Origin of the sequence: Paenarthrobacter sp. NPDC091711 (assembly GCF_044756605.1) — a bacterium.
Taxonomy (GTDB): Bacteria; Actinomycetota; Actinomycetes; order Actinomycetales; family Micrococcaceae; genus Arthrobacter.
Genome location: NZ_JBIVTF010000004.1, coordinates 104310 through 126229, shown reverse-complemented (window position 1 = coordinate 126229; position 21920 = coordinate 104310). Strand labels below are relative to the sequence as shown.

At 60.1% G+C, this 21920-nt stretch carries 16 protein-coding genes; 4 read left to right on the top strand and 12 right to left on the bottom strand.

Annotated elements, in window-relative coordinates; translation table 11 throughout:
* The first annotated feature begins 92 nt into the window (after positions 1 to 92).
* Positions 93 to 341 (top strand): WhiB family transcriptional regulator, encoded by a 249-nt coding sequence (locus ACIQH5_RS08470; RefSeq protein ID WP_003804966.1) that lies wholly within the window; start codon positions 93 to 95, stop codon positions 339 to 341.
* Positions 342 to 429: 88 nt separating this feature from the next.
* Here ACIQH5_RS08470 and ACIQH5_RS08465 read toward each other — a convergent pair whose 3' ends face one another.
* Genes ACIQH5_RS08465 through ACIQH5_RS08450 form a run of 4 tightly spaced genes read right to left on the bottom strand, consistent with a single transcriptional unit; the run spans position 430 to position 8790 of the window.
* Positions 430 to 1899, bottom strand: coding sequence for a sensor histidine kinase (locus tag ACIQH5_RS08465; RefSeq protein WP_024817361.1), 1470 nt, complete (start codon positions 1897 to 1899; stop codon positions 430 to 432).
* A gap of 31 nt (positions 1900 to 1930) precedes the next feature.
* Positions 1931 to 6787: an NAD-glutamate dehydrogenase gene (locus ACIQH5_RS08460; protein WP_400402063.1), complete on the bottom strand. Its 4857-nt coding sequence runs from the start codon at positions 6785 to 6787 to the stop codon at positions 1931 to 1933.
* A 57-nt stretch (positions 6788 to 6844) separates the two neighbouring features.
* Entirely contained in the window at positions 6845 to 8149 is a 1305-nt protein-coding gene (locus tag ACIQH5_RS08455; protein ID WP_400402060.1) for a CpaE family protein, read from the bottom strand.
* Positions 8146 to 8790: an SAF domain-containing protein gene (locus ACIQH5_RS08450; RefSeq protein ID WP_400402059.1), complete on the bottom strand. Its 645-nt coding sequence runs from the start codon at positions 8788 to 8790 to the stop codon at positions 8146 to 8148. Before ACIQH5_RS08450 ends, ACIQH5_RS08455 begins: the two co-directional genes overlap by 4 nt.
* Positions 8791 to 8945: 155 nt before the next feature.
* Between ACIQH5_RS08450 and ACIQH5_RS08445 the strand changes: the two genes are divergently transcribed.
* A complete protein-coding gene (locus ACIQH5_RS08445; RefSeq protein WP_062066551.1) occupies positions 8946 to 9167 on the top strand; it encodes a helix-turn-helix domain-containing protein in 222 nt (73 codons plus the stop codon).
* Here ACIQH5_RS08445 and ACIQH5_RS08440 read toward each other — a convergent pair.
* Positions 9164 to 9751 carry a hypothetical protein gene (locus tag ACIQH5_RS08440; protein WP_400402058.1) on the bottom strand — a complete coding sequence of 196 codons (588 nt, stop codon included), beginning with the start codon at positions 9749 to 9751 and terminating at the stop codon, positions 9164 to 9166. The genes ACIQH5_RS08445 and ACIQH5_RS08440 overlap by 4 nt on opposite strands.
* A 149-nt stretch (positions 9752 to 9900) precedes the next feature.
* Here ACIQH5_RS08440 and ACIQH5_RS08435 point away from each other — a divergent pair, with 149 nt between their 5' ends.
* Together ACIQH5_RS08435 and ACIQH5_RS08430 are read left to right on the top strand one after the other, a co-directional pair.
* Positions 9901 to 10677: a LysM peptidoglycan-binding domain-containing protein gene (locus tag ACIQH5_RS08435; protein WP_400402056.1), complete on the top strand. Its 777-nt coding sequence runs from the start codon at positions 9901 to 9903 to the stop codon at positions 10675 to 10677.
* 151 nt (positions 10678 to 10828) lie between these two features.
* Positions 10829 to 11257, top strand: coding sequence for an Rv3235 family protein (locus ACIQH5_RS08430; protein WP_400402055.1), 429 nt, complete (start codon positions 10829 to 10831; stop codon positions 11255 to 11257).
* A gap of 96 nt (positions 11258 to 11353) precedes the next feature.
* On the opposite strand, the gene secA is transcribed toward ACIQH5_RS08430, so the two are convergent.
* From secA to mtrA, 7 genes are all read right to left on the bottom strand, one after another.
* Positions 11354 to 14095, bottom strand: coding sequence for a preprotein translocase subunit SecA (gene secA, locus ACIQH5_RS08425; RefSeq protein ID WP_400402054.1), 2742 nt, complete (start codon positions 14093 to 14095; stop codon positions 11354 to 11356).
* 42 nt (positions 14096 to 14137) lie between these two features.
* Positions 14138 to 15427, bottom strand: coding sequence for a winged helix-turn-helix domain-containing protein (locus tag ACIQH5_RS08420; RefSeq protein ID WP_400402052.1), 1290 nt, complete (start codon positions 15425 to 15427; stop codon positions 14138 to 14140).
* A 29-nt stretch (positions 15428 to 15456) separates the two neighbouring features.
* Positions 15457 to 16185: a ribosome hibernation-promoting factor, HPF/YfiA family gene (gene hpf, locus ACIQH5_RS08415; protein ID WP_062066177.1), complete on the bottom strand. Its 729-nt coding sequence runs from the start codon at positions 16183 to 16185 to the stop codon at positions 15457 to 15459.
* Between the two features lie 143 nt (positions 16186 to 16328).
* Positions 16329 to 17336 carry a ComF family protein gene (locus ACIQH5_RS08410; RefSeq protein WP_400402050.1) on the bottom strand — a complete coding sequence of 336 codons (1008 nt, stop codon included), beginning with the start codon at positions 17334 to 17336 and terminating at the stop codon, positions 16329 to 16331.
* An 83-nt stretch (positions 17337 to 17419) separates the two neighbouring features.
* Positions 17420 to 19129: an LpqB family beta-propeller domain-containing protein gene (locus ACIQH5_RS08405; RefSeq protein ID WP_400402490.1), complete on the bottom strand. Its 1710-nt coding sequence runs from the start codon at positions 19127 to 19129 to the stop codon at positions 17420 to 17422.
* A gap of 5 nt (positions 19130 to 19134) precedes the next feature.
* Entirely contained in the window at positions 19135 to 21123 is a 1989-nt protein-coding gene (gene mtrB, locus ACIQH5_RS08400; RefSeq protein ID WP_400402048.1) for an MtrAB system histidine kinase MtrB, read from the bottom strand.
* Positions 21095 to 21769: an MtrAB system response regulator MtrA gene (gene mtrA / locus ACIQH5_RS08395; RefSeq protein ID WP_014922244.1), complete on the bottom strand. Its 675-nt coding sequence runs from the start codon at positions 21767 to 21769 to the stop codon at positions 21095 to 21097. Before mtrA ends, mtrB begins: the two co-directional genes overlap by 29 nt.
* Positions 21770 to 21920: the final 151 nt, after the last annotated feature.

Sequence of the window (21920 nt, the reverse complement as noted above, 5' to 3'; positions counted from 1 at the left end):
GGGGCCCATGCGGGCCCCTTTCCTTTGGAGCCTCTCGTGAATGTTTTCACAAAAGGCCCTTCTAGTTCTCACGAATGGAGTGACTGATCAGCATGGATTGGCGTAATCGCGCAGCCTGCCTCGACAAGGACCCGGAGCTCTTTTTCCCAGTAGGCAACACGGGACCAGCACTTCTGCAGATCGAGGAAGCCAAAAGCGTCTGCCGCCGCTGCCCCGTTGTGGACACCTGCCTTCAGTGGGCCTTGGAGTCCGGACAGGACGCCGGCGTTTGGGGCGGCATGAGTGAAGACGAACGACGCGCACTCAAGCGCCGCGCTGCACGCGCACGTCGCGCTTCCTAGCCCAAGGACCGAAAAGGCCGCGGACCGTTTGGTCCGCGGCCTTTTTCGTTGGCTTCTGTTCGCTAATCCGTCGCCCGGCCTTGGGAGGCTAGGCCCTGGCGAGGTTGAGGACGATCTCGACGGCGGTTCCGCCTCCTTCACGCGGGATCCACTGAATAGACCCGCCCAGCTCACTCGTCACGAGTGTACGAACAATTTGTAGGCCCAGCCCCTCGGTGTATTGGCCGTCCGGTAGGCCAACACCGTCGTCTGCAATGGTCACAGTCAGGAATTCGTCGTCGCCATCGCCTTCCGCCCTGTCGGCCAGCAGCCAGACGGTCCCTGTACGTCCCTCAAGCCCGTGCTCAACGGCGTTGGTCACCAGTTCGTTGATGACCAATGCCAGTGGAGTGGCAAAATCGCTGGGCAACTCTCCGAACATGCCTGAACGTTCCGTGCGTACTTGTTGGGACGGGGAAGCTACTTCCGCAGACAACCGGAACTGGCGCCCGATCAGTTCGTCGAAGTCGACGCTCTGAGTCAGTCCTTGAGAGAGAGTTTCATGGACGAGCGCGATGGTGGCCACGCGCCGCATAGCCTGCTCCAGCCCCTGTTTCGCTTCGTCGCTGACCATTCGCCGCGATTGCATTCGCAGAAGAGCTGCCACCGTCTGAAGGTTGTTCTTAACCCTGTGATGGATTTCCCGGATCGTGGCGTCCTTGGTCACGAGTTCCATTTCCCTACGACGCAATTCCGAGACATCGCGGCAAAGGACAAGGGCTCCAAAACGGTGCTGCTCGTCGCGCAAAGGGATAGCCCGCAGTGAAAGGCTGACTCCCCTGGACTCGATCTCACTGCGCCAAGGCATGCGCCCTGTCACCACCAAGGGCAGCGTCTCATCCACCATTCGCCGGTCCTTCAGGAGGCCTGCTGTCACCTCCGCCAGCGAACGACCTTCCAGGGACTCCACTTCGCCAAGTCGACGGAAGGCGGAGACACCATTGGGGCTGGCATATTGCACGATGCCGTCGGCGTCGAGTCTGATGAGACCGTCGCCAACTCGCGGCGCTCCTCGACGGGAGCCCGTCGGGGAGGCAAAGTCGGGCCATAGACCCAACGTCCCCATCCGCAGGAGGTCATAAGCGCACTGGCGGTACGTGAGTTCAAGCCTCGATGGCATGCGTGAGCTGGACAAGTCCATATGCGACGTCACAACAGCGAGAGTCCTGCCGTTACGTACCATAGGCACAGCCTCTACCCGGAGCGCCATCTCGCTGCTCCAGCTGGTTTCACTGGAGCGCTCGATCGATCGGCTGTTCCACGCTTTATCCACCAGGGGGCGCAGATCCGAGCGGATACCCTCGCCCACGAAGTCCGCGTGGAACACCGTATGCGATGTCGACGGACGGACGTGGGCGAGGGCAATGTAGCCGAATTCCGGGTGCGGAAACCACAGAGCAAGGTCCGCGAAAGCCAAGTCAGCGACCATTTGCCAGTCACCGACGAGGAGGTGCAGCCATTCGGCATCTCCAGGCCCGAAATCAGCGTGTTCCCTGATGGGGTCTGTAAAGATTGCCACTGCACCTCCATTTGCGACGCCGGGGACTAACCTAGCGTCGAACGATTGACCTCAAGAGCCTTAATGCTACCGACAGTGAAGCCATGTCGTCGGCTTCCAGCGCGTTGACCTCGTCGAACATGGTCTTGGCGCGTCCCAGCTGCTCGGCATTTTGCCCTTCCCAGGCTTTGAGGCGATCCTCAGCTACGGTGCCGGACTCTGTCGATTCAAGGACCGACGTCGTCATATCCGCCACTGTGGAGTACAAGTCATCCCGAAGGGCTGCCCGTGCCAAAGCCTGCCAGCGGTCATCGCGGGGCAGGGAACTGATGCGTTCCAGGAGCGAATCCACGTGGAAACGGTTGAACACCGTGTAATAGACGTGTGCGACGTCCTCAACGCCTTCGCTTCCGGTCTGGGCAATGCGCGCGATGTCCAAAAGTGCGTAGCTCTCGAACAGCTCCGCCCACCTGTGAGCAAGGTGGTCCGGCAGTTCCCATCCACGGGCTTTGTCCAACCAGCCTGAGATGCGGACTTTGTCCTCACCCCGCAGGTAGTCCAGAAGCTTGGCCCTTAGCGGGGCCAACATGGGCTTGAAGGATTCCACTACTTCGGAAATAGGCTGCGAAGCCATCCCCTGCCCCAGCACCCAACGCACTGCCCGGTCAAGCAACCGCCGGATGTCCAGATGGACTTCACTCCAGTGTTCAGTCGGGAATGATGCCGGAAGTGCGTTCAGCTCAGCCACCATCGGATCGAGATCGTAGATTTCACGCAGCGCAACGAAGGCCTTGGCGACAGCTACCTCGTTGGCCGACGTTTCTTCGATGGCCCGGAAGGCGAAGGTAATGCCACCCAGGTTGATGATGTCGTTGGCAACCACAGTGGCGATAATCTCGCGCCGCAGCGGGTGGGTGTCCAACTCAGCGTCGAACTTCTCCCGCAGCTGCTTCGGGAAGTAGTCACGGATGGTGTCCGCAAACCACGGATCATCGGCGAGATTACTGTCCCGCAACGCTGCAGCGAGCTCAATCTTTGCGTAGGCTGCCAAGACCGCCAGCTCGGGCGATGTCAGACCCTGCCCCTGTTCCAACCTTGACCGGAGTGTGTCCGTGGTGGGAAGTGCCTCGAGCTCGCGCTTGAGGTCGGCGGACTTCTCCAGCCAGTCCATGAGCCGCTCGTAGCTTGGGCTCCAGTCCGCAACCCGCGTGCGGTCATTAAGAAGCAGAATGTTCTGGTCGATGTTGTCCTGCAGGACGAGCCGTCCCACCTCATCGGTCATATCGGCCAGGAAGCCGGCCCTTTCCGCGGAGTCAAGTTTGCCTGCCGCTACCATCCGGTCAACGAAGATCTTGATGTTGACCTCATGGTCGGAGCAGTCCACACCGGCGGAGTTATCGATGGCGTCCGTATTCAGGATGACGCCTTGCAATGCGGCTTCGATGCGGCCCCGTTGTGTCAGGCCCAGGTTTCCGCCTTCGCCGACTACCTTGACCCGCAGGTCACGGCCGTCCACGCGGATAGCGTCATTGGCTTTGTCGCCCACGGCAGCATGAGTTTCCGTGCTGGCCTTGACGTACGTGCCAATACCGCCGTTGTAGAGAAGGTCTGCCGGCGCCAGCAAAATCGCACGGAGAAGTTCCGGCGGGCTCAGCTGCGTTGTTCCATCAGGGAGTCCCAACGCCTTGCGTACCTGCTCCGAGACCGGGATGGTCTTGGCCTGACGCGGGTAAACGCCACCGCCTTCGCTGATGAGCGTCCGGTCATAGTCGTCCCAGGAAGATCGTGGCAGTTCAAAGAGCCTTTGCCGCTCGTCAAACGATGCGGCAGCTTCGGGTGAGGGATCAAGGAAAATGTGACGGTGATCAAACGCTGCCAGCAGCCGGATGTGGCGGGATAGCAGCATGCCATTGCCGAACACGTCACCGGACATATCGCCAACGCCAACTACCGTGAACTCCTCAGTCTGGGTGTCGAGGTCAAGCTCACTGAAATGCCTCTTGACTGATTCCCAGGCGCCGCGTGCGGTGATGCCCATGGCCTTATGGTCGTAACCCACCGATCCGCCCGAGGCAAACGCGTCACCGAGCCAGAAGCCATAGTCGGCGGCCAGGCCATTGGCGGTGTCGGAGAACGTCGCCGTACCTTTATCGGCCGCCACCACCAGGTATGAGTCGTCACCGTCATGCCGGACAACGTCCGACGGCGGCACGAGCCTTTCGCCGTCTGCTGACGTAACAAGGTTGTCCGTGATGTCCAGCAGGCCTCGAATGAAAGTCTTGTAGCTCTCGATTCCTTCAGCCATCCAAGCGGCCCGGTCCACTGCCGGATTAGGAAGCTTCTTGGCGAAGAAACCTCCCTTGGCGCCGGTAGGGACAATGACGGCATTCTTGACAGTCTGCGCCTTGACCAGACCCAGAATCTCAGTGCGGAAGTCCTCTCGACGATCGGACCAGCGAAGTCCACCACGGGCTACCTTGCCGAACCGCAAATGCACGCCTTCAACCCTTGGAGAATAAACCCAGATCTCGTACATTGGGCGCGGGAAGGGAAGCCCATCAATCGAGGTGGGGTCCAGCTTGAAGCTGAGGTATTCCTTGTTCTGGTAGTAATTGGTCCGCAGGGTCGACTCAATAAGGTTCACGAAGGTGCGCAGGACGCGATCGGCATCCAACGTGGCCACCTGCTCAATCGACTCCGCGAGGGCTGCCCGCGCCGCACCTTGACGTTCGGACCGCTGCTCTTCAGCAACAGTGGGATCGAAGCGCGCGGAGAAGAGCTCGTTGAGCCCCCGCACGACATCCGGGTTGCCCAGGAGCGTGTCAGCGATGAATCCGAAGGAGTTGGTGTTGCCCATCTGCCGCATGTACTTGGCATAGGCACGGAGCACCACCACTTGACGCCAGTGGATTCCTTCACGGAGCACCAACCGGTCAAAGTTGTCCGACTCGACAGCGCCCGTGATGGCTGCGCCGAAGGAGTCGCTCAGAAGGTCTCCCGTGGCCAGGGGGTCGACCCCGGCAGGGTATTTGAGTCCTAGATCGTAAAGGAAGAAGTCCCGATGATCTGAGGTTTCAATTTCGAAGGGCCGCTCATCCAGGACCTCAAGGCCGAGATTGTGGAAGTAAGGAAGGATCTGGCTGAGGCTCTTGGGCTCCATCAAGTAGAGCTTGACCCGGGCGTCCTCTTCCAAAGCCTCTCCGGCACCCTCGGGAAGATACACGTGGACACCGGGCTTGGTCTGCTTGGTGACCCGTCCTGCCCGCTCTGCCTCCGCCCCGTATTTCTCGAAGCGTTCAATGTCTTCAAGAGCGTCTTCCACTTCGTAATCGACGCGGTACCCCGCAGGGAATGCCTCGGCCCACAGCGCCGACAGAACATCAGCGTCGGCGGAAGAGCGGTGCTCGCGGAGAACCTCTGAGATGCCTTCGCTCCAAGACCGGGACGCACGCATCAGCCGTTGTTCCAGCTCTTGTACGTCGACTTCCGCCAGTTCAGCAGTGCGGGGCAACCTGATCCTGAAGAAAACACGCGCCAACGCAGACTCAGTGATCCTGGCCTCGTAATCAATGGTCTCGGCGTGGAACGTTTCGCGAAGTTCCTGCTCAATGCGAAGGCGAACACTGGTGGTGTACCGGTCACGGGGCAGGTAGACCACTGCGGACATGAACCGGCCGTAGATGTCCGGGCGCAGGAACAGCTTGGTCCGCCGGCGCTCTTGGAGTCGCTGGATCCCGGTGGCTGTAGCCGCAAGATCCGGAATCTCGATCTGGAAGAGTTCGTCGCGGGGATACGTTTCAAGAATTCCCAAAAGATCCTTGCCCGAGTGGGAATCAATGGGGAAGCCGGCGTTCCGAAGGACAGCGTCCACCTTGTCCCTAACGATCGGGATGCTGCGCACGGATCCGGTGTAAGCACTCGTGGCGAACAAGCCGATGAAACGGCGTTCCCCGTTAACGTTGCCCAACGCATCAAAGCTCTTGACGCCGATGTAGTCGAGATAGGCGGGTCGATGGACAGTGGAGCGCGAATTCGCTTTGGTAATCACCAAGGCACGCTTCTCCCTTGCGCGCTTTCGGCCCGCATCCGTGAGGTGCTGAACTTGACGGGTGGTGTCGCCCGCACGCAGAAGGCCCAGGCCGCTGTCTTCGCGGAGCTGAAGAACATCCTCGCCGTTTTCATCTACGAGGTCGTATTCACGGTAGCCGAGGAAAGTGAAATTACCGTTGTCCAACCAACGCAAAAGGTCTTGCGCCTGCCTGAGTTCGGCCACTTGCTCAGGGTGTGTGACGCCCCCCAGGGCCTCGGCCAGCTCGAGCGCCTTGCTGCGCATCTTCGGCCAGTCCTCCACCGCCGCCCGGACATCACCGAGGACGCGTTGGAGACCTGCGATCAATTCTTCCCGTGCATCATCACTTACCCGGTCAATTTCGACCGCTATCCATGACTCCATGTGTGAGGCGTTATCGCCATCGCCCAGGAGATGGGCAATGCTGGGCAGTGCCGCGGTATCGCCACTGGAAATGCCTACATTTGAGGGGACCCGGGAGATACGGTTGAGCTCGCCGGATTCCCGATCACGGGTGACCACGAACAAGGGGTGCATGACCAGCCGGATGGCACAGTTCTGGCGAACCAGTTCTGCATTCACGGAGTCGACGAGGAACGGCATGTCGTCTGTGACGATGTAAACGACGCTCCGCTCGGGTTCGCCGGCGATTTGGACGACGGCATTCCCGGGTCGACGGGACTGGGCGACGTCCCTGTGCTTTGTTGCCCGCGCAATCAAGAGTTCAGGCGAATACGCTCGTGAATCCTCCTCTGCGAGGTGTTCATAGTAGTCACCGAAGAACCCTTCACGGACAACTGCTGCATCGGACCGATCCTCCACGCTGGATCCTGACGACATCGACAAACGCCTCCATCACATGTTGATTGCTGCGACTCTGCAGCCCACATGGCGAGCCTAGCGCTTTAGCAGGTGCAAGGCTCTAATAGTTCGACCAAAGGAATGGCGGTTTTGATGGACAGGTGCACAAACCAAGGCTGCAATCGCTGTTCGCAGGGGCGAGTCGGGCGCTATCTCCAGCAGGACCGAACCTGATAGCAAAGCGGCATCGCATGTCGCAGGGTCAGCTGGCAGGTAGGCATCCACACCCACTCCCGGGCCATATCGGCCCCACGCATCGTCCAATTGCTGTTTGGGCGAATGCCCCACTGCCGAGCGTTTAACCTTGTTCAACACGACACGGGGAGATACGTCAGGAACCGCGGCCTCAAGTTCCGCCAGTCCCCGCACCAAACGCGGCACGCCAATCGCATCCGCGGCCCCCACGGCAAACACAACATCAGCCATTTCCAAGCTTCGCAGAGTTGCAGCATTCCGACGCGGGGCCAAGGTGTCGAAGCTTAGCTCTTCATCAGATTCCAGGCAGAAGCCTGCGTCCACCACAACGTGATCCGCCAATTGCCGGGCCGCTTCCAGTACACTCGATACAGCCCCCGCCCTGAGTTCAGTCCATCGATCCGCTCTGGTGGTACCCGTAAGAACTCTAAAAGTCCCACCCTTGGTGAAGACGGGAATCGCCACGGCCCTGAGGGCTTCAACATCAAGCAGGCCTTGGTCTGCCAGTCGGCACGCCTGGGCCAGGCCCGCCGACTCATCCAAGAGACCCAGCATGGCCGACACACTTGCGCCGTAAGTGTCTGCGTCCACGAGGATGACCGACTTGCCGTCGGCAGCCAACTCCGCAGCAATGTTGACAGCAAGGAACGTCCTTCCGGGGGCGCCAATCGGCCCCCAGACGGCGATGACCTGCCCCTCCCCCTTCGGCGCCTCTTCATCTACAGGGTTCTGCACAGGCATGAGGCGCAGGTCAGCCCCGGGATCTGAAAATCCGGCGTCGCGGGCGAAAGCTTTCCGGCTCCCGCGACCAACGGCCTCCGATATTTTGGCCGCCAAGTCGATAGCCTCGATGCCCGTCACAGCCGGCATGGCGCCTATGGCGGAGAGCCGTTTAGCTTCGACTGGATCATCCGTGAGGGCAATAATCGAGACGCCCACCGCCCCGAGACGATCAACCATTGTGGTGGTGAGTTCCTCGCAGCCTTCCGATATAACAGCGGCCACCGCGAGGCCGCTTTGGCAAGCAGCAATAAGTTCTGCCAGCTCCGAACAACGGCGAACCACGGTGACGGGGCCGTGCAATCGCTCCAATCCGCCCACGACAGCCTCCTGCGCCGAGCCGACGGTAACAACGGGGATGCTCATCGGACCACGCCAGCGGGATTCCACACGACTGAGATCTTGGCCTTATTTGCCTGGGCACCCAACAGTTTTGGCATCTGTGCATCCGTCACCAGCACCATCACCACGGTTGTTTTGGCGGAGCCCAAGGTGGTGTTTCCGGTGGTGATCCCGGCAATTTCTGCGCTCGGCAGAAGCATTTCCGGATCTTCAAAGGCTCTGCTGGAGCCCGGCATTGAGACCCAGACGTCAACCCTGGCGCCTGGAACGGCCTGTGCGGGGAGTTCTTCCTCCAAGGCAATAGCCACCGGTTTGCGGTCCAACGCATCGGCGACCCCCAGGCTTTCCTGAGGAATCAACTGGTTCTTTGCCACCCGCTGCAGTGCAACTCTGCTCTCAGTAAGCCCATGCTCCACTGTGACATAACCGGCCTCGACGTCATCCAATCGGACCTTGACGATGGCAAGGTCCGCCTCCGTCACCACCTGGCCTACCGCGATGTCTTCCCGCGCTGCGAAGACCTGCGTGGTCCTGTCTGCGGTACCTACCAATGAGATGACGCCTGCGACAGACCCCAGAACCAGCAACAAGCCAATAAGAAGCCGGGGATCTTTCCACGATGGTTTCTTGAGCCTCGCGGCGGCGACGCTGACATTTTTACCCATTTTCCTTTTCCCCCGCTAGGAGTTACGGCATGGTGGACGCACCTGCCCCCTCATTCTTACCGGCGGATTTTCGCTGAGCCAAAGCCATCAGCCTCAAAGAGGCCGAAACTGTGGATAACTACACCAAACGGAAGCAACGGTGGCAAAATGAAGCCATGCCCCGATTCCTGACTCTTGCGGACGTCGCAGAACAACTACAGATCAATTCGCCTCAGGCCTATGCGTTGGTTCGAAGCGGCGAACTGAAGGCCATCCAAGTGGGTGGCCGAGGACAGTGGCGCATCGAAGAGAAGATGCTGGAGCAATATATTGAGGACCGCTATGCGGAAGCCGGCCGCATGATCGAGGAGACCAAAGCCAAAACCAGCCGGTCTTAGTCGCTCCCGCTCCTGAGGTCCTGGTTACCCGCCGAGCAAAGCGCTGCCAGTGAACTGAAAGGGATGGTCATTACCGCCGCCACATTGCTGGCCCGGCGAACCTCGCCATGCTGGACGACCGCAAGGTCAAGGTAGTCCCGGCCAACTCTGTCTATGACGCCTTGCAGCTTGTATCCATCGCCTGCTGCCACCTTCAGATGAACGACTACTTGAGAGCGGTCCTTTGCCAGTGCCCTCAGCGCAGAGGCGATACCCAACGACTGCCGTATCAGCGACTCGGGTTTCAGCGCCACCCTCCCCAGCCCTTGGTAGGACACGACGGAGGCGTAAGGCAGCAACCACTGCCTCCCGCGCTCCGTCAGCACCAGCCATTCGCCTCCCACATGGCTCAGCCGACCGCGAACGAGGCTGCCGTCATTCAACCCAATCTTGATCTCCGCTCCGAGGGCTCCACGGAGACGGTCACCCAATTCGATGCTTGCAAGCTCAACCCTCGCCCGCTCCGTTATCTCTGACTCGGCCTCCAAGGCGCGCCCGGCCGAAAATTGTGCTTCCAAATCACTAAAGAGAGAGTCCCATCTCATGTGGCCAGACTAGGCTGCATGAAGGATGTGCAGCCAATCCGGGAGGTACATCAGGGTTGCAACTGGACAAGGCACAGCAACTGTGTTCAGAATGGGTGAAATACGGCAAACCGCATCAAATTGCATCAAATGAAGCATTGGGGCTTTAAATGGTAAAAGCATCGCGAAGTGACTACGCACTCGCAGCGTTTGTTCTTGGCCTGGGACTATCCCTGGTAGTTATGGGCAATTCGCTCCTCGCGCAGTGGCAGGCTGCTGAGCGACACCGTCAGCACTTCACCTTCGAACATCTTGTCGGCTTTTTCGCCAGCGCCGTAGGACTTTCGGTGGTGAGCTGGTGGGCGCTGACCTTTCTCATCGCCTTCCTGGCGTCGCTGTTGCATCGGGTCGGGCACAGGAAAGGCGCCGATCTTCTGTCCAAGTTCAGCCCTGCCTTTATGGTGCGACTCGCAGTGGCTGTCATGAGCTTGAACATCATGGCCGCAGGGGCAGCCCAAGCGGATGCCGCACCACCGGAACCAGGCTGGCACAGCGCCTCCCCTCACACCGTGGCGCCTGTGCAAGCGGCGTGGAAGCCCACCTCCTTGGATCGTGCGAGTTCCATCCCGTCTTCTGTTGACGACGGCCACGCGTCAGAGGTCGGGACGAATGATCCGCGCTGGCAACCTCGGCCCCCCATGATTGATCCGGGGCTCCTTAGCCGCAAGCCCACACGTACAACCAACCCACCTGGAGAAGCAACCGTGGTGGTCAAGGATGGCGACTCGCTCTGGTCCATTGCGGCCTCCAGACTGGGCCCCTTTGCAACAGACCTGGATGTCGCACTGACGTGGCCCAGGTGGTACTCCGCCAACAGGACGGTCATTGGAAGTGACCCGGCTGCTCTGCTTCCGGGGCAGGTCCTTCAGCCGCCCGCACCAAGCTAGCAATTCAAGGGCCGTCAGGGCCCGACTTCTCCAAGAAATGTCCGCTCAGGGACAACCTCCACATCTCAAAGCCAACTCCTAGTGTCATCCCAGCAGAAGCCACCGAGCAAAGCGTCCCCACGCCGCAGCTCATGTAGTGAATGCCAGAGGTATGACCATGTCCCTTACAACAACCAGCCGACCAATGAGCCGTCGGAGCACACAACGCACCACGGCTGCGGCAGGCCAGGGCGGTTCGGACATCGACGTCCGTCTTGTTGCCCGGAGCATTGCACAGGCAGCTCTTGAAGTTCTGGCAGGTACCCGCCCCGTTCATCAGCTCTCCCGCTCACTGGATTCCGCGTGCTACTTGTCCCTCCAGCATCGGGCAGCCTTGACGCGAAAGCACGCAGCCAGGAGCCGAGGTACTGCCCAACCGCATCGAAGTCCCATGGTCCGCTCTGTTCGGGTCTGTTCCATTTCTGAAGCAATATGTGAAGCAAGCATCGTAGTGGCGGAAGAGCAGCGTTGCCGTGCCGTCGCCATGAGGTTAGAACGACTGGATGGAGTGTGGCAGGTTACCGCTCTGGAAATCGGGTAGGCCCAACAGCCCGAGGTGCAAGGGGTAGACAAAAGGGTGAAGCCCGGACGTTCAGTCCGGGCTTCACCCTTTTTTGGCGACCGTTACGGTAGCGGGCTAGCGACGCTTCTTCTTCGCCTGTTTCCGCTGGTCCTGGCTTGCTGCCTTAGCAGGATTGCCGGAGCGGCCCGAGGCCCGGCCCTCAATGCGTGTCTGAGTCGCTCCGTCCTCTCCGGGCGCGGTGTACTGCAACTGCGCGGGCTTTTCGGGAGCCTGAAGGCCCGCCGCACGGATCTGCGGATCGTGATGCTCTGTGTGTGCGCCGGAGGCAGAATCATCGGCCACCACCACATCTTCGGCCGGTGTTACTTCCACTTCCAAGTTGTAGAGGAAGCCGATACTTTCCTCGCGAATGGCTTCCATCATGCTCTGGAACATGACAAACCCTTCGCGCTGGTATTCCACCAGGGGATCACGCTGGGCCATTGCACGAAGCCCGATTCCCTCTTTGAGGTAGTCCATCTCGTACAGGTGTTCCTGCCATTTGCGTCCAAGGACGGAAAGCACAACCCGCCGCTCAAGTTCGCGCATGCTCTCGGAGCCGATGGATTCTTCGCGTGCCTGGTAAACGAGCCGGGCGTCCGAAAGGATTTCCTCCCTGAGGAACTCTGCAGTAACCCTGGACTTGCCTCCGGCTTCCTCAATGATGTCCTCGGCAGTAACGGTTGCCGGGTACAGAGTCTTCAGGTTTGCCCACAGCTGGTTGTAGTCCCAGTCGTCGCCTGATCCCTCGGCCGTAGCGGCGTCAATGAGTGAGTTGATGGTGTCTTCCAGGAAGAACTGGACCTTTTCGTGCAGGTCATCGCCTTCAAGGATCCGACGACGGTCCCCGTAGATTGCTTCGCGCTGGCGGTTGAGAACATCATCGTATTTGAGGACGTTTTTGCGCTGCTCGGCGTTGCGACCCTCTACTTGGCCTTGCGCTGATGCGATGGCACGGGATACGAGCTTGGACTCAAGGGCGACGTCGTCAGGCACGGAGCTGTTCATCAGCCGTTCGGCCGCACCTGAGTTGAACAACCTCATGAGGTCGTCCGTGAGGGAGAGGTAGAAACGGGATTCACCGGGATCGCCCTGACGTCCGGAACGGCCGCGCAACTGGTTGTCGATCCGGCGGGATTCGTGGCGCTCGGTGCCAAGGACATATAGTCCGCCGAGGTCCAGAACTTCTTCGTGCTCGTCCTTGACCTCCTGTTTGGCTGCAGCCAACGCTTCCGGCCATGCAGCCTCGTACTCTTCCGAGTTTTCCTCAGGATCCAGTCCTCGCTTGGCGAGTTCGGCAATGGCGGTGAATTCGGCGTTGCCGCCAAGCATGATGTCAGTGCCACGGCCCGCCATGTTGGTTGCTACAGTGACTGCGCCCTTTCGCCCGGCCTGGGCCACGATGGACGCTTCCCTTGCGTGGTTCTTGGCGTTCAAGACCTCATGCCGGATGCCTTCTTTGGCCAAAAGCTTCGAGAGGTATTCGCTCTTTTCAACGCTGGTGGTACCCACCAGTACAGGCTGGCCACTCTCATGCCGTTCGGCGATGTCCTGAACGACAGCATCGAACTTCACCACCTCGTTCTTGTAGACGAGGTCCGACTGGTCGATGCGCTGCATGTCGCGGTTGGTGGGGATAGGAACGACGCCGAGCTTGTAGGTGCTCATGAACTCTGCGGCTTCAGTCTCGGCAGTACCGGTCATGCCGGCCAGCTTGGAATACATGCGGAAGTAGTTCTGCAGCGTCACTGTGGCGAGGGTCTGGTTCTCAGCCTTGATCTCTACATTTTCCTTAGCCTCAATGGCCTGGTGCATGCCTTCGTTGTAGCGACGGCCGGCCAGGATTCGGCCGGTGTGCTCGTCAACAATCAGGACCTCGCCGTCGAGAATGACGTAGTCCTTGTCCCGCTTGAAAAGTTCTTTGGCCTTGATCGCGTTGTTGAGGAAACCGATCAGCGGCGTGTTGGCAGATTCGTAGAGGTTCTGAATGCCGAGGTAGTCCTCTACCTTTTCAATACCGGCTTCCAGTACGCCCACGGTGCGCTTTTTCTCGTCGACCTCGTAGTCGACGTCAGGCTGCAACCGGAGGACCACCTTGGCGAATTCGCTGTACCACCGGTTGGTGTCACCTTGCGCGGGACCCGAAATGATCAACGGTGTACGGGCTTCGTCAATCAGGATGGAGTCGACCTCATCCACAATCGCAAAATTGTGCCCGCGCTGGACCAGTTCATTGGCATCCCAGGCCATGTTGTCGCGCAGGTAATCGAAGCCGAATTCGTTGTTGGTTCCGTAGGTGATGTCAGCGGCGTACTGCTCCCGGCGTACGGCGGGATCCTGGTTGGACAGGATGCAACCACTGGTAAGACCAAGGAACCGGTAGACCCTGCCCATGAGTTCGGACTGGTATTCGGCAAGGTAGTCGTTCACGGTGACAACGTGGACACCCTTGCCCGAAAGGGCGTTGAGGTAGGCCGGAGCTGTGGCAACGAGGGTCTTGCCTTCACCGGTTTTCATTTCGGAGATGTTGCCCAGGTGAAGCGCGGCGCCACCCATGAGCTGGACATCGAAATGCCTCATGCCCAAGGTCCTGGAGGAAGCCTCACGGACGGCGGCGAAGGCCTCCGGGAGGAGGGCTTCCAAGGTTTCGCCGTCTTGGTGGCGGGACCTTAGCCGGTCCGTTTCCTCGCGGATTTCAGCATCCGTGAAGGACTTGAAGGTGTCTTCCAGGGCATTGATGGAATCGGCATAGTTCCGCAGTGTCTTGAGTGTCTTTTTGTCACCCGTGCGGAGAAGTTTTTCGATTAGTGATGCCACGTGAAATTGCTCCCAGTCTCATGCTGCCGAATTCTGGCTGTTTCAGTCTACGGGAGAGACCATCGCCACGTTGCCGGGTTCACCTCTGAGCGGACTGCCCGGCCGGAGGTGTTCTCCTGGGGCATCACCATCTCTTGCCACGGCCGCGGACAACGCTTCGGCCAAGTCCCCCACCGGCCAGACAACCACTTCCTGCAGGCCGAGCCATGTAGCCATGAGCCTGAGTTCTGCGGCAAGTTCGACGGCGGTGTCCGACGGTGCGTTCTTCTCGCCAAATGCAGAGCGCACCAGAAGCTGACGGGACGCACGGTCCGCTTTCAAGTCCACTCTGGCAACGATGCCTTCCCTGAGCAGGAACGGCAGGACGTAATAGCCGAAGCGCCTCTTGGCTGCGGGGGTATAGATCTCAATCCTGTAGTGGAATCCGAACAACTCTTCCAGTCTCCGCCTTTCGAAGACCAAGGAATCGAAAGGACTCAGAAGCGCCCGCCCTGCGGCCCTTCGCGGCAACTTGGCGTCAACGTGTTGGAAGATCTCCCGGTCCCATCCCCGAACCACAACACGTTCGAGGCGGCCTGCGCGGACCAAGCGTTGTACAGAGTCTGCACCCGCCTTCAACGGTGTCCGGAAGTAGTCGGAGAAGCACCTTACCGTGCCAATTCCGTGGGCTTGCGCGGCTGCATCCATGAGACGGTCAAGGGACGCTTCAGCATCGGCCTGGATCGGTTTGGCGTCTGTGACAACCCGTGAGGTGAGCGTGTACTTTCGCTCGAATTGGGGCGTCCTCGATGCAGCAGTAATCCGGCCTTGCTCGAAGAGGTGCTCCAGTACCCGCTTGACGATGTTCCAGTTCCAGCCCCAGTTGTCCCGGTCCGGGTCTTCGTCATGGCCGAGCTCTGCAGTCAGCTCGGCTGCTGTCATGGGAGGTCCGGCTGTGAGGGCCACCAGGATACGGTCTTCCATATCCTGCCGTACGGCCGGATCAAGACGATGTGCGCCCACCCACGCCCGCTTTTGCCATACGAGCAGGTCCTGGAAGTGCTCCGGGCGGATAAAGCTTGCTTCGTGCGCCCAATACTCCATCATTTTGCGGGGCTTACGGCCGGCCATCGCTTGGAGGATCAGCGGATCGTAGCTGCCCAGCCTGGAAAAGAACGGAAGGTAGTGGCTCCGTGCCACAACGTTCACTGAATCGATCTGGACAAGCTGAAGCCGGGCAAAGGTACGGCCCACCGCCCGTGAAGTTACGGGGCCGGTGGGCCGTACCTTTGCCAGTCCTTGAGCTGCCAATGCGATCCGCCGTGCCTGTGAAAGGCTCAGCGAAGCGGTCATTGAAGTCCCTTCGTGACTAGGGCCAGGTGTTACTTGGCTGTGGCTGCCTGATCATCGGAGCGGTAGGCGTGAATCTTCTCCTCCACGGCTTCCTCGCCGGGCTCGCAGGTGGAGTCAAGGGTGATCACGCCATAGGTCCAGCCACTGCGCCGATACACAACCGACGGTGCGTTGGTTTCCTTGTCCAGGAACAAATAGAAGTTGTGTCCCACAAGCTCCATGTTGTCCACAGCGTCATCGAGGGTCAGAGATGCTGCGGGGAAAACCTTCCGGCGGATCAGGACGGGTGAGTCGCCTGCCGGAATGTCGTTCTCAATGTCATACGGTGACCGCTCGTCCACCGCTGGCGCGGACTCGTTGTGATTACTTGCTTCGACGTAAAGCGGCTCACTAGCACTGGCTGGCTCAAGTGTTGCCGTAGCTTCCCGCACAGCCTTGGGCGTATGGCGGCCGTGGTGCACCTTCTTGCGGTCCTTCGCACGACGAAGCCTCTCAAGCAGCTTGTTGTACGCGAGATCGAAGGCAGCAAATTTGTCAGCGGCTGTGGCCTCGGCACGGATAACGGGGCCCCGGCCCAGGACGGTTACTTCTACGGTGAGCTCGCCAGGCGTCTGCCTGGGATTGGTTTCCTTGGAAACCTTTGCGTCAACCCGCTGGACCTTATCCCCCAGCGATTCAATCTTTGAGATTTTTTCGCCGGCATATTCGCGAAAGCGGTCTGAAACTGTCAGATTTCGTCCGCTGATCATGAACTCCATGGTGCCCTCCAAATAACTCAGGTGACACGACAACGGCGCTGTTGGGGGCTTGTCTGACGGACAGTCGAGCCCCTTTCCGAGCCGCTATCGACAGGTACATCTTTTCTTGGTACCCACAACCGACGTTAGTTCATCGCCACCGGTTATTCATCCTTTAGCCACTTATTTTTTGATTGAGTCTTAATGACTGAACCGGGGTCGCCCGTGGCAGCTACGGAAGCGTAGGCTGGTGGCCTCGTGGCCGCCAGCACAACAGCGCCGCAGACCTGGCCGCCAGCAGCCGTGACAGCCCGTGCTGCCTCAGCGAGCGTCGCGCCAGTGGTCAGGACATCGTCAACGAGAATGCATCTCCGGCCCTTCAAGTCTTCGGTTCGTCCGCGCCGTACGCTCATGGATCCTCGGACCCGGCGGGCGCGTTCACCTCTTCCCAGGCCCTTTTGGCCTCCGCGCCCGTGGTCCACGGGGGCGCCTCCGAAGACCTCGGCAACAAGACGGGCCGCCATCTCTCGGACGGCGTCCGGGCCGGTCACTAATGGCCCCGACGTTACCGATTTCTTGAGCACGTCAAGAATGGGGCAAAGAGGCAGCATCCGGCGCACGCGGATGAAGAAGAGGAGGAGATGCACCGGGCTGAATCCTCGCCTGCGGTAAGCCCTACCGCTGCTTGGCACAGGGACCAGGCAGTAACCGGAGCCGCCACCGATGGCAGTATCCACGGCTTTGCTGAGGCAGGGAGCCAGGACATCAGCCAGGCGCCATTGGCCGTGTCGTTTGAAGGAGAGGAGGCACCGGGCCAGTTCATCCCGGTACGGCCCAGCCGCCACCACCCCGATCTTCGCCGTTCCATCGACATCAACAAGCGCCGGCGATTCCAGTTCGGCCCGGAACGGCTGCCTGCACAGCTGACGAACTCTTTTTGCGCAACTGCCGCAAAGCACCGCGTCTTCCTTCTCACAGCAGACGCAGTCCACGGGAATGAGGACTGCCAGCAGATCAACCAGGGTGCCCTGCAGTGCGGCGATGACCCGGCCGGTTCTTCGTTGGTCCGGGCCACGGCGACGCGCCCCAACGGATTCGGGAACATCGAGGTCGGGGTCGGAACGGCGGAGCTGCAGGTTACGGAACCAGGGGCCAAGGAAGGAAAAGGTCACCTTGGCAGTCTGAACGTGTAGTTCTCCCGACGGGGAAGCGTTCCGAGCTATGTGGATAAAGCAAGAAAATCAGACACGGCACGTCAGCCCGGGAAGGCCGGCTCCGTAGGTCCTTTGAGCTGCAGCTCCCACCCATTCCCCACTCGTTGGAAGATCCCCGCAGTCGACTGTCCAAAAATCTGTTCGGCGCCGTTACCCACGCTGAGGCTGGTGAGACCATCCCAAGGTGCCAGTTGCTGCGGTTCACCCGACGCCAGCGACAGGAGTTCCGGAACCACCGTTGAAGTAGCCGAGCCGGACATCACCGCCACTGTGGACCCGTTGACCCAGGCACCTTGATCGGCAGCACTATTACTGAGCAGTGTGATGGGAAGCGTGAGGTCCTTGGGAACCCCGTCCGGGTTGCGGACTATGCCAGTAATCTGCACGGCGGACTTACCGTTTGCCTCGGAAATGACCAAGGCCCTGGTTCCCTCGCGGGAAACCCTGAAATCCTTGACTGTTCGCCCCGTGAGCCAGGCAGGCGTCATGGTGACACTGGGAATCGCAGCACCCGGAGCTATGCCGGTGGGCTTGTACGCCACAACTTCGGCGGCACCGGTGGCACCGGGACCCGCTGTCCACACCCAATCGTTCGGACTGAACGAAGGACCGGTCAGAGTGCTCCTGGTGGTTAGCTGTCGCGCTGCCTGCCCCGGTTCGATGGAATAGAGGGTGGTTTTGTCGCCATTGAGGAAAGCTGCGGTTTGCGAGACCGGGGACTCGGCGGGCGAGTGGGGGCCAAGTCCGGCAACCGACTGTATGTCCGGTAGCGGAGTGACCCTGTTGTTTTCGTAGCGCGCCAGGTCGCCGTTGTTCACGGCGATCTGGCGGGCAGGAACGCTTTTGTCCAGAACCGGTGGCAGAACTGTCCCGTTGTCTTCAACACGTACCAGGTCCTGATCGGCACGAAGCTGGACGTTGATGACATCAGGCTGACTACGGAAGGTCAGTGCCAACTGGTTTTGCATCCTTTGGCGGTCCTCAGCGGAAGCGTCAAACAGCTCCTTGGCCGAGAGATCCACCTGCGCTGCGCCGGAAACTACCGGCACGGATTCCCGGGCGAGCTTCATCCCCGATGGGAACGCACTGACTACTGCCCCTCTCAGGTAAGGAGCCGGGCCGGCAAGCAACGCGCTGGTCATGGATTTCACGGTGTTCTTCTTGATGAACCATCGGTAGTCCGGCACCGCGTAGGTAAACGTGGGGTCATAGAAGTAGATGGGATTGGCCCCGTAGATCACCTTGAACGTTTCTTCGGGGATGGCGGTGCCATCGGGCACCTTGGAAATCCGCCATTCACCCTCCACCTGCTCGAGCGTCAGGGGAATGGTTTCCTTGGTGCCAGGAGGGAACTGGGTTGCAACACCGTCAGCATCCACTGAATATGCAACGTCGAGTTCGTAGAGGTACTCGTTCTCCCCCGCTGCCTTGACTACCCGTTGCTCCCGAAACACCAGGGCGCGCTTGTCCGGCTTCCACGTCACGGACTGCGCCTGCGTCAGGAACTGGCGTGCTACGGGGTAGTCATCCTCATAGCCACTGCCTGCCATGTAAAAATCCTCGATCACAGCCTCCGGGCTGGAACCGGCACGCGGAGCCGCAGGGAAGAAGACCGGGGCGTTGGGGTTGCCGGCGCCTTCGTCCTTACTCTTGCCAACAGGTCCGGAGCGGGGAATTTGCGCGCAGGAAGCCAACAGGAACATCAGCACGGCCAACAGCGCGACGACTGCCGTGCTGCGTCGTGACCTCACCGTTCTCACGAGTTCTCCCCTGCTCCTCCGTCGCCGGGAACGGGCTTCCCATCGACGGCTTGTGGCCGCGGCAGAGTACTTCCGGATTCCGGGTCCAGTACCAGCATCTGCCGTTCACTTGCTGATCCGGGGAATTCAATATCCGCAGGTTCCAGCTGGAGGGGCGACTTCACAATGGTGCCGCCTTGCCGCAGTGGAAGTGTCAATCGGAAGTTGGAACCGGCCCCCTTCCGCCCCCAGGCTTGGAGCCAACCATTGTGGAGCTTGGTGTCCTCGGCAGCAATGGAAAGGCCCAGGCCGCTTCCTCCAGTGGTGCGGGCCCGTGCCGGATCTGCCCTCCAGAAGCGGTCAAAGACTCTGGCAGCCTCGGTCTGCGTCATCCCGATGCCGTGGTCCCTTACTGACACTGCTACAGCATCATTGTTGGCGGCAACGGATATGTGGATCGGCTTACCCTCCCCGTGTTCCAGGGCGTTGAGCAGCAAGTTACGGAGAATTCTTTCGATCCTGCGGGAATCCATTTCCACAATGATGCTCTTCTGCCGGGCGTTCAGCCGCACGTCGGACCCATACTCCGCGGCCACAGGCGCCGCCCCTTCCATGACGTGTGTGATCACTTGGAAGATGTCCTGTGGTTCTGCATCAAGGGTGGCGGCGCCGGCGTCAAACCGTGAAATCTCCAACAGGTCCGACAACAAGGACTGAAAGCGCTCAACCTGGTGGTAGAGCAACTCAGCCGACCTCTTGTTCATGGGGTCGAAGTCATCCCGGGCATCGAACAGGACCTCGGCCGCCATACGGACAGTAGTTAGCGGGGTACGCAGTTCGTGGGACACATCGGACACAAAGCGTTGTTGCATCTGTGACAACGTGGCCAACTGGGTGATCTGTTCCTGGAGGCTTGCGGCCATGTGATTGAAGGACGCGCCCAATCTCGCAACTTCGTCTTCTCCCTTGACCACCATTCGTTCCTGCAACTGGCCGGCAGCGAGTTTTTCCGACACCACGGCGGCATGGCTTACCGGGCTGACGACGTTGCGGGTCACGTACCAGGCGATGGCACCGATCATGATGACAAGTGCCGCTCCGCCCGCCCACAGGACGTTTTGGATCTCGTCCAGTGTCTGTTGGGCCGTGTTGAGGTCATAGATCAGATACAGCTCGTAGGCCGTTCCGTTGAAGGTGACCATGTTCCCCACGGCGATGCCGGGCCTGTCCTCGTTTCCCACTGGAAACTGGGTGGAGGCCCAGAACTGTTGCTTCCCGCCGCTTTGAACCGCTTTACGAAGCTCGGGTGGAATGACCCGAACGGTCAGCTGATCCGAAGCGCGCGACTCAACCCAGCGGTTACGGGGTTTTGTTTGTTCCGGAGCCGCTTCGAAGACATATCTACGCTGGATGACCGATCCACGGCCTTCCACGGCCGTCAACGTGTCATAAACCAAGGTGATCACGCTTGACTGGTCGGTGACCTGCGCGCCGTCGAACGTGTCCTGAACTTGCTTGACGTTGAACCGGGACTCTGACTCCGCCTGCGCCAACCGCTCCTGGAAGAGGTTGTTGGCAATTTGGTTGGACAAGTACGCGCCCACAATCGCAAACGACGTCACTGCGAGCAGCAAGGTGGTGAGGACGGTACGGAACTCCAAGGAACGGCGCCAGCGCCGCAACAACGAACGCCAAACCCAGCGCAGTCCTGGCCTGATCTGTCGAACGCCAAGAGACACCAGCCGCGAAACTCGAAGGACCAGGATCAGGCCGCGGCGTGTCCAGATACGCGTCCGGGACAGGAGCCAGGAAAAACTCCTGGCGTCCTTGGCGGGCCGTTCAGGGAGCGATTCCCGTTGCTCAGGGGAGGCATCCGGGGACTCCGATGGGGCCGGGGTCACTTGCTGGACTCCGGCAGAATCAGGAGCAGTGGAGCCAGGGGTTCCGTCTGCCGTGCCGGTCTTACCGACCGGGGACTCAGGAACCTGCTTTATATCCGACACCACGCACCGTCAATACGACCTCGGGCGCTTCCGGATCACGTTCAATTTTGGAGCGCAGCCGCTGGACGTGGACATTCACCAGCCGTGTGTCAGCGGCGTGGCGGTATCCCCACACCTGCTCAAGCAGCAGCTCGCGGGTGAACACCTGCCACGGCTTGCGAGCCAGTGCAACCAAAAGGTCAAACTCCAAGGGTGTCAGCGAGATCCGTTCCCCGCCCCGGGTTACCAGGTGCCCTGCGACGTCGATGGTGACGTCCGCGATACGCAGTGTTTCGGGGGCCTTCTGGTCGCCGGGCCGCAACCGCGCGCGCACTCGCGCTACCAGTTCAGCGGGCTTGAAGGGCTTGGGCACATAATCGTCGGCGCCGGATTCCAGACCACGAACCACATCAGAAGTGTCAGACTTTGCGGTGAGCATGACGATGGGAACGTCCGATTCGCCGCGGATTTGCCGGCACACCTCAATCCCGTCCGAGCCCGGGAGCATCAGGTCCAGGAGCACCAGGTCCGGCTTCGAGGAGCGGAAGACCTCCAAAGCTTGGCCGCCGTCTGCGCAGAACACCGGCTCGAAGCCATCATTGCGCAGGACGATGCCAATCATCTCTGCAAGTGCTTCGTCGTCGTCAACTACCAGAATGCGTGCCTTCATAGTTATATATTCCCTTATCGCCAAGTCTTTGTCCCGTTGGGGACGGCGCACGGCATGGCGCCCCCGGAGCACTTCCACCGTACTGCACTCTTCATCCACCACGCCGCGGGACAGCCGTCAAGGCGGCAGGCTATGAGGGACGACGGCGGGA

Coding starts and splice junctions, on each gene's coding strand:
- ACIQH5_RS08470 (WP_003804966.1), top strand. CDS start 93: ATGGATTGGCGTAATCGCGCAGCCTGCCTCGACAAGGACCCGGAGCTC.
- ACIQH5_RS08420 (WP_400402052.1), bottom strand. CDS start 15,427: ATGACCGCTTCGCTGAGCCTTTCACAGGCACGGCGGATCGCATTGGCA.
- ACIQH5_RS08460 (WP_400402063.1), bottom strand. CDS start 6,787: ATGTCGTCAGGATCCAGCGTGGAGGATCGGTCCGATGCAGCAGTTGTC.
- ACIQH5_RS08455 (WP_400402060.1), bottom strand. CDS start 8,149: ATGAGCATCCCCGTTGTTACCGTCGGCTCGGCGCAGGAGGCTGTCGTG.
- ACIQH5_RS08430 (WP_400402055.1), top strand. CDS start 10,829: ATGACCATGTCCCTTACAACAACCAGCCGACCAATGAGCCGTCGGAGC.
- ACIQH5_RS08450 (WP_400402059.1), bottom strand. CDS start 8,790: ATGGGTAAAAATGTCAGCGTCGCCGCCGCGAGGCTCAAGAAACCATCG.
- hpf (WP_062066177.1), bottom strand. CDS start 16,185: ATGGAGTTCATGATCAGCGGACGAAATCTGACAGTTTCAGACCGCTTT.
- ACIQH5_RS08445 (WP_062066551.1), top strand. CDS start 8,946: ATGCCCCGATTCCTGACTCTTGCGGACGTCGCAGAACAACTACAGATC.
- mtrA (WP_014922244.1), bottom strand. CDS start 21,769: ATGAAGGCACGCATTCTGGTAGTTGACGACGACGAAGCACTTGCAGAG.
- ACIQH5_RS08435 (WP_400402056.1), top strand. CDS start 9,901: ATGGTAAAAGCATCGCGAAGTGACTACGCACTCGCAGCGTTTGTTCTT.
- ACIQH5_RS08440 (WP_400402058.1), bottom strand. CDS start 9,751: ATGAGATGGGACTCTCTCTTTAGTGATTTGGAAGCACAATTTTCGGCC.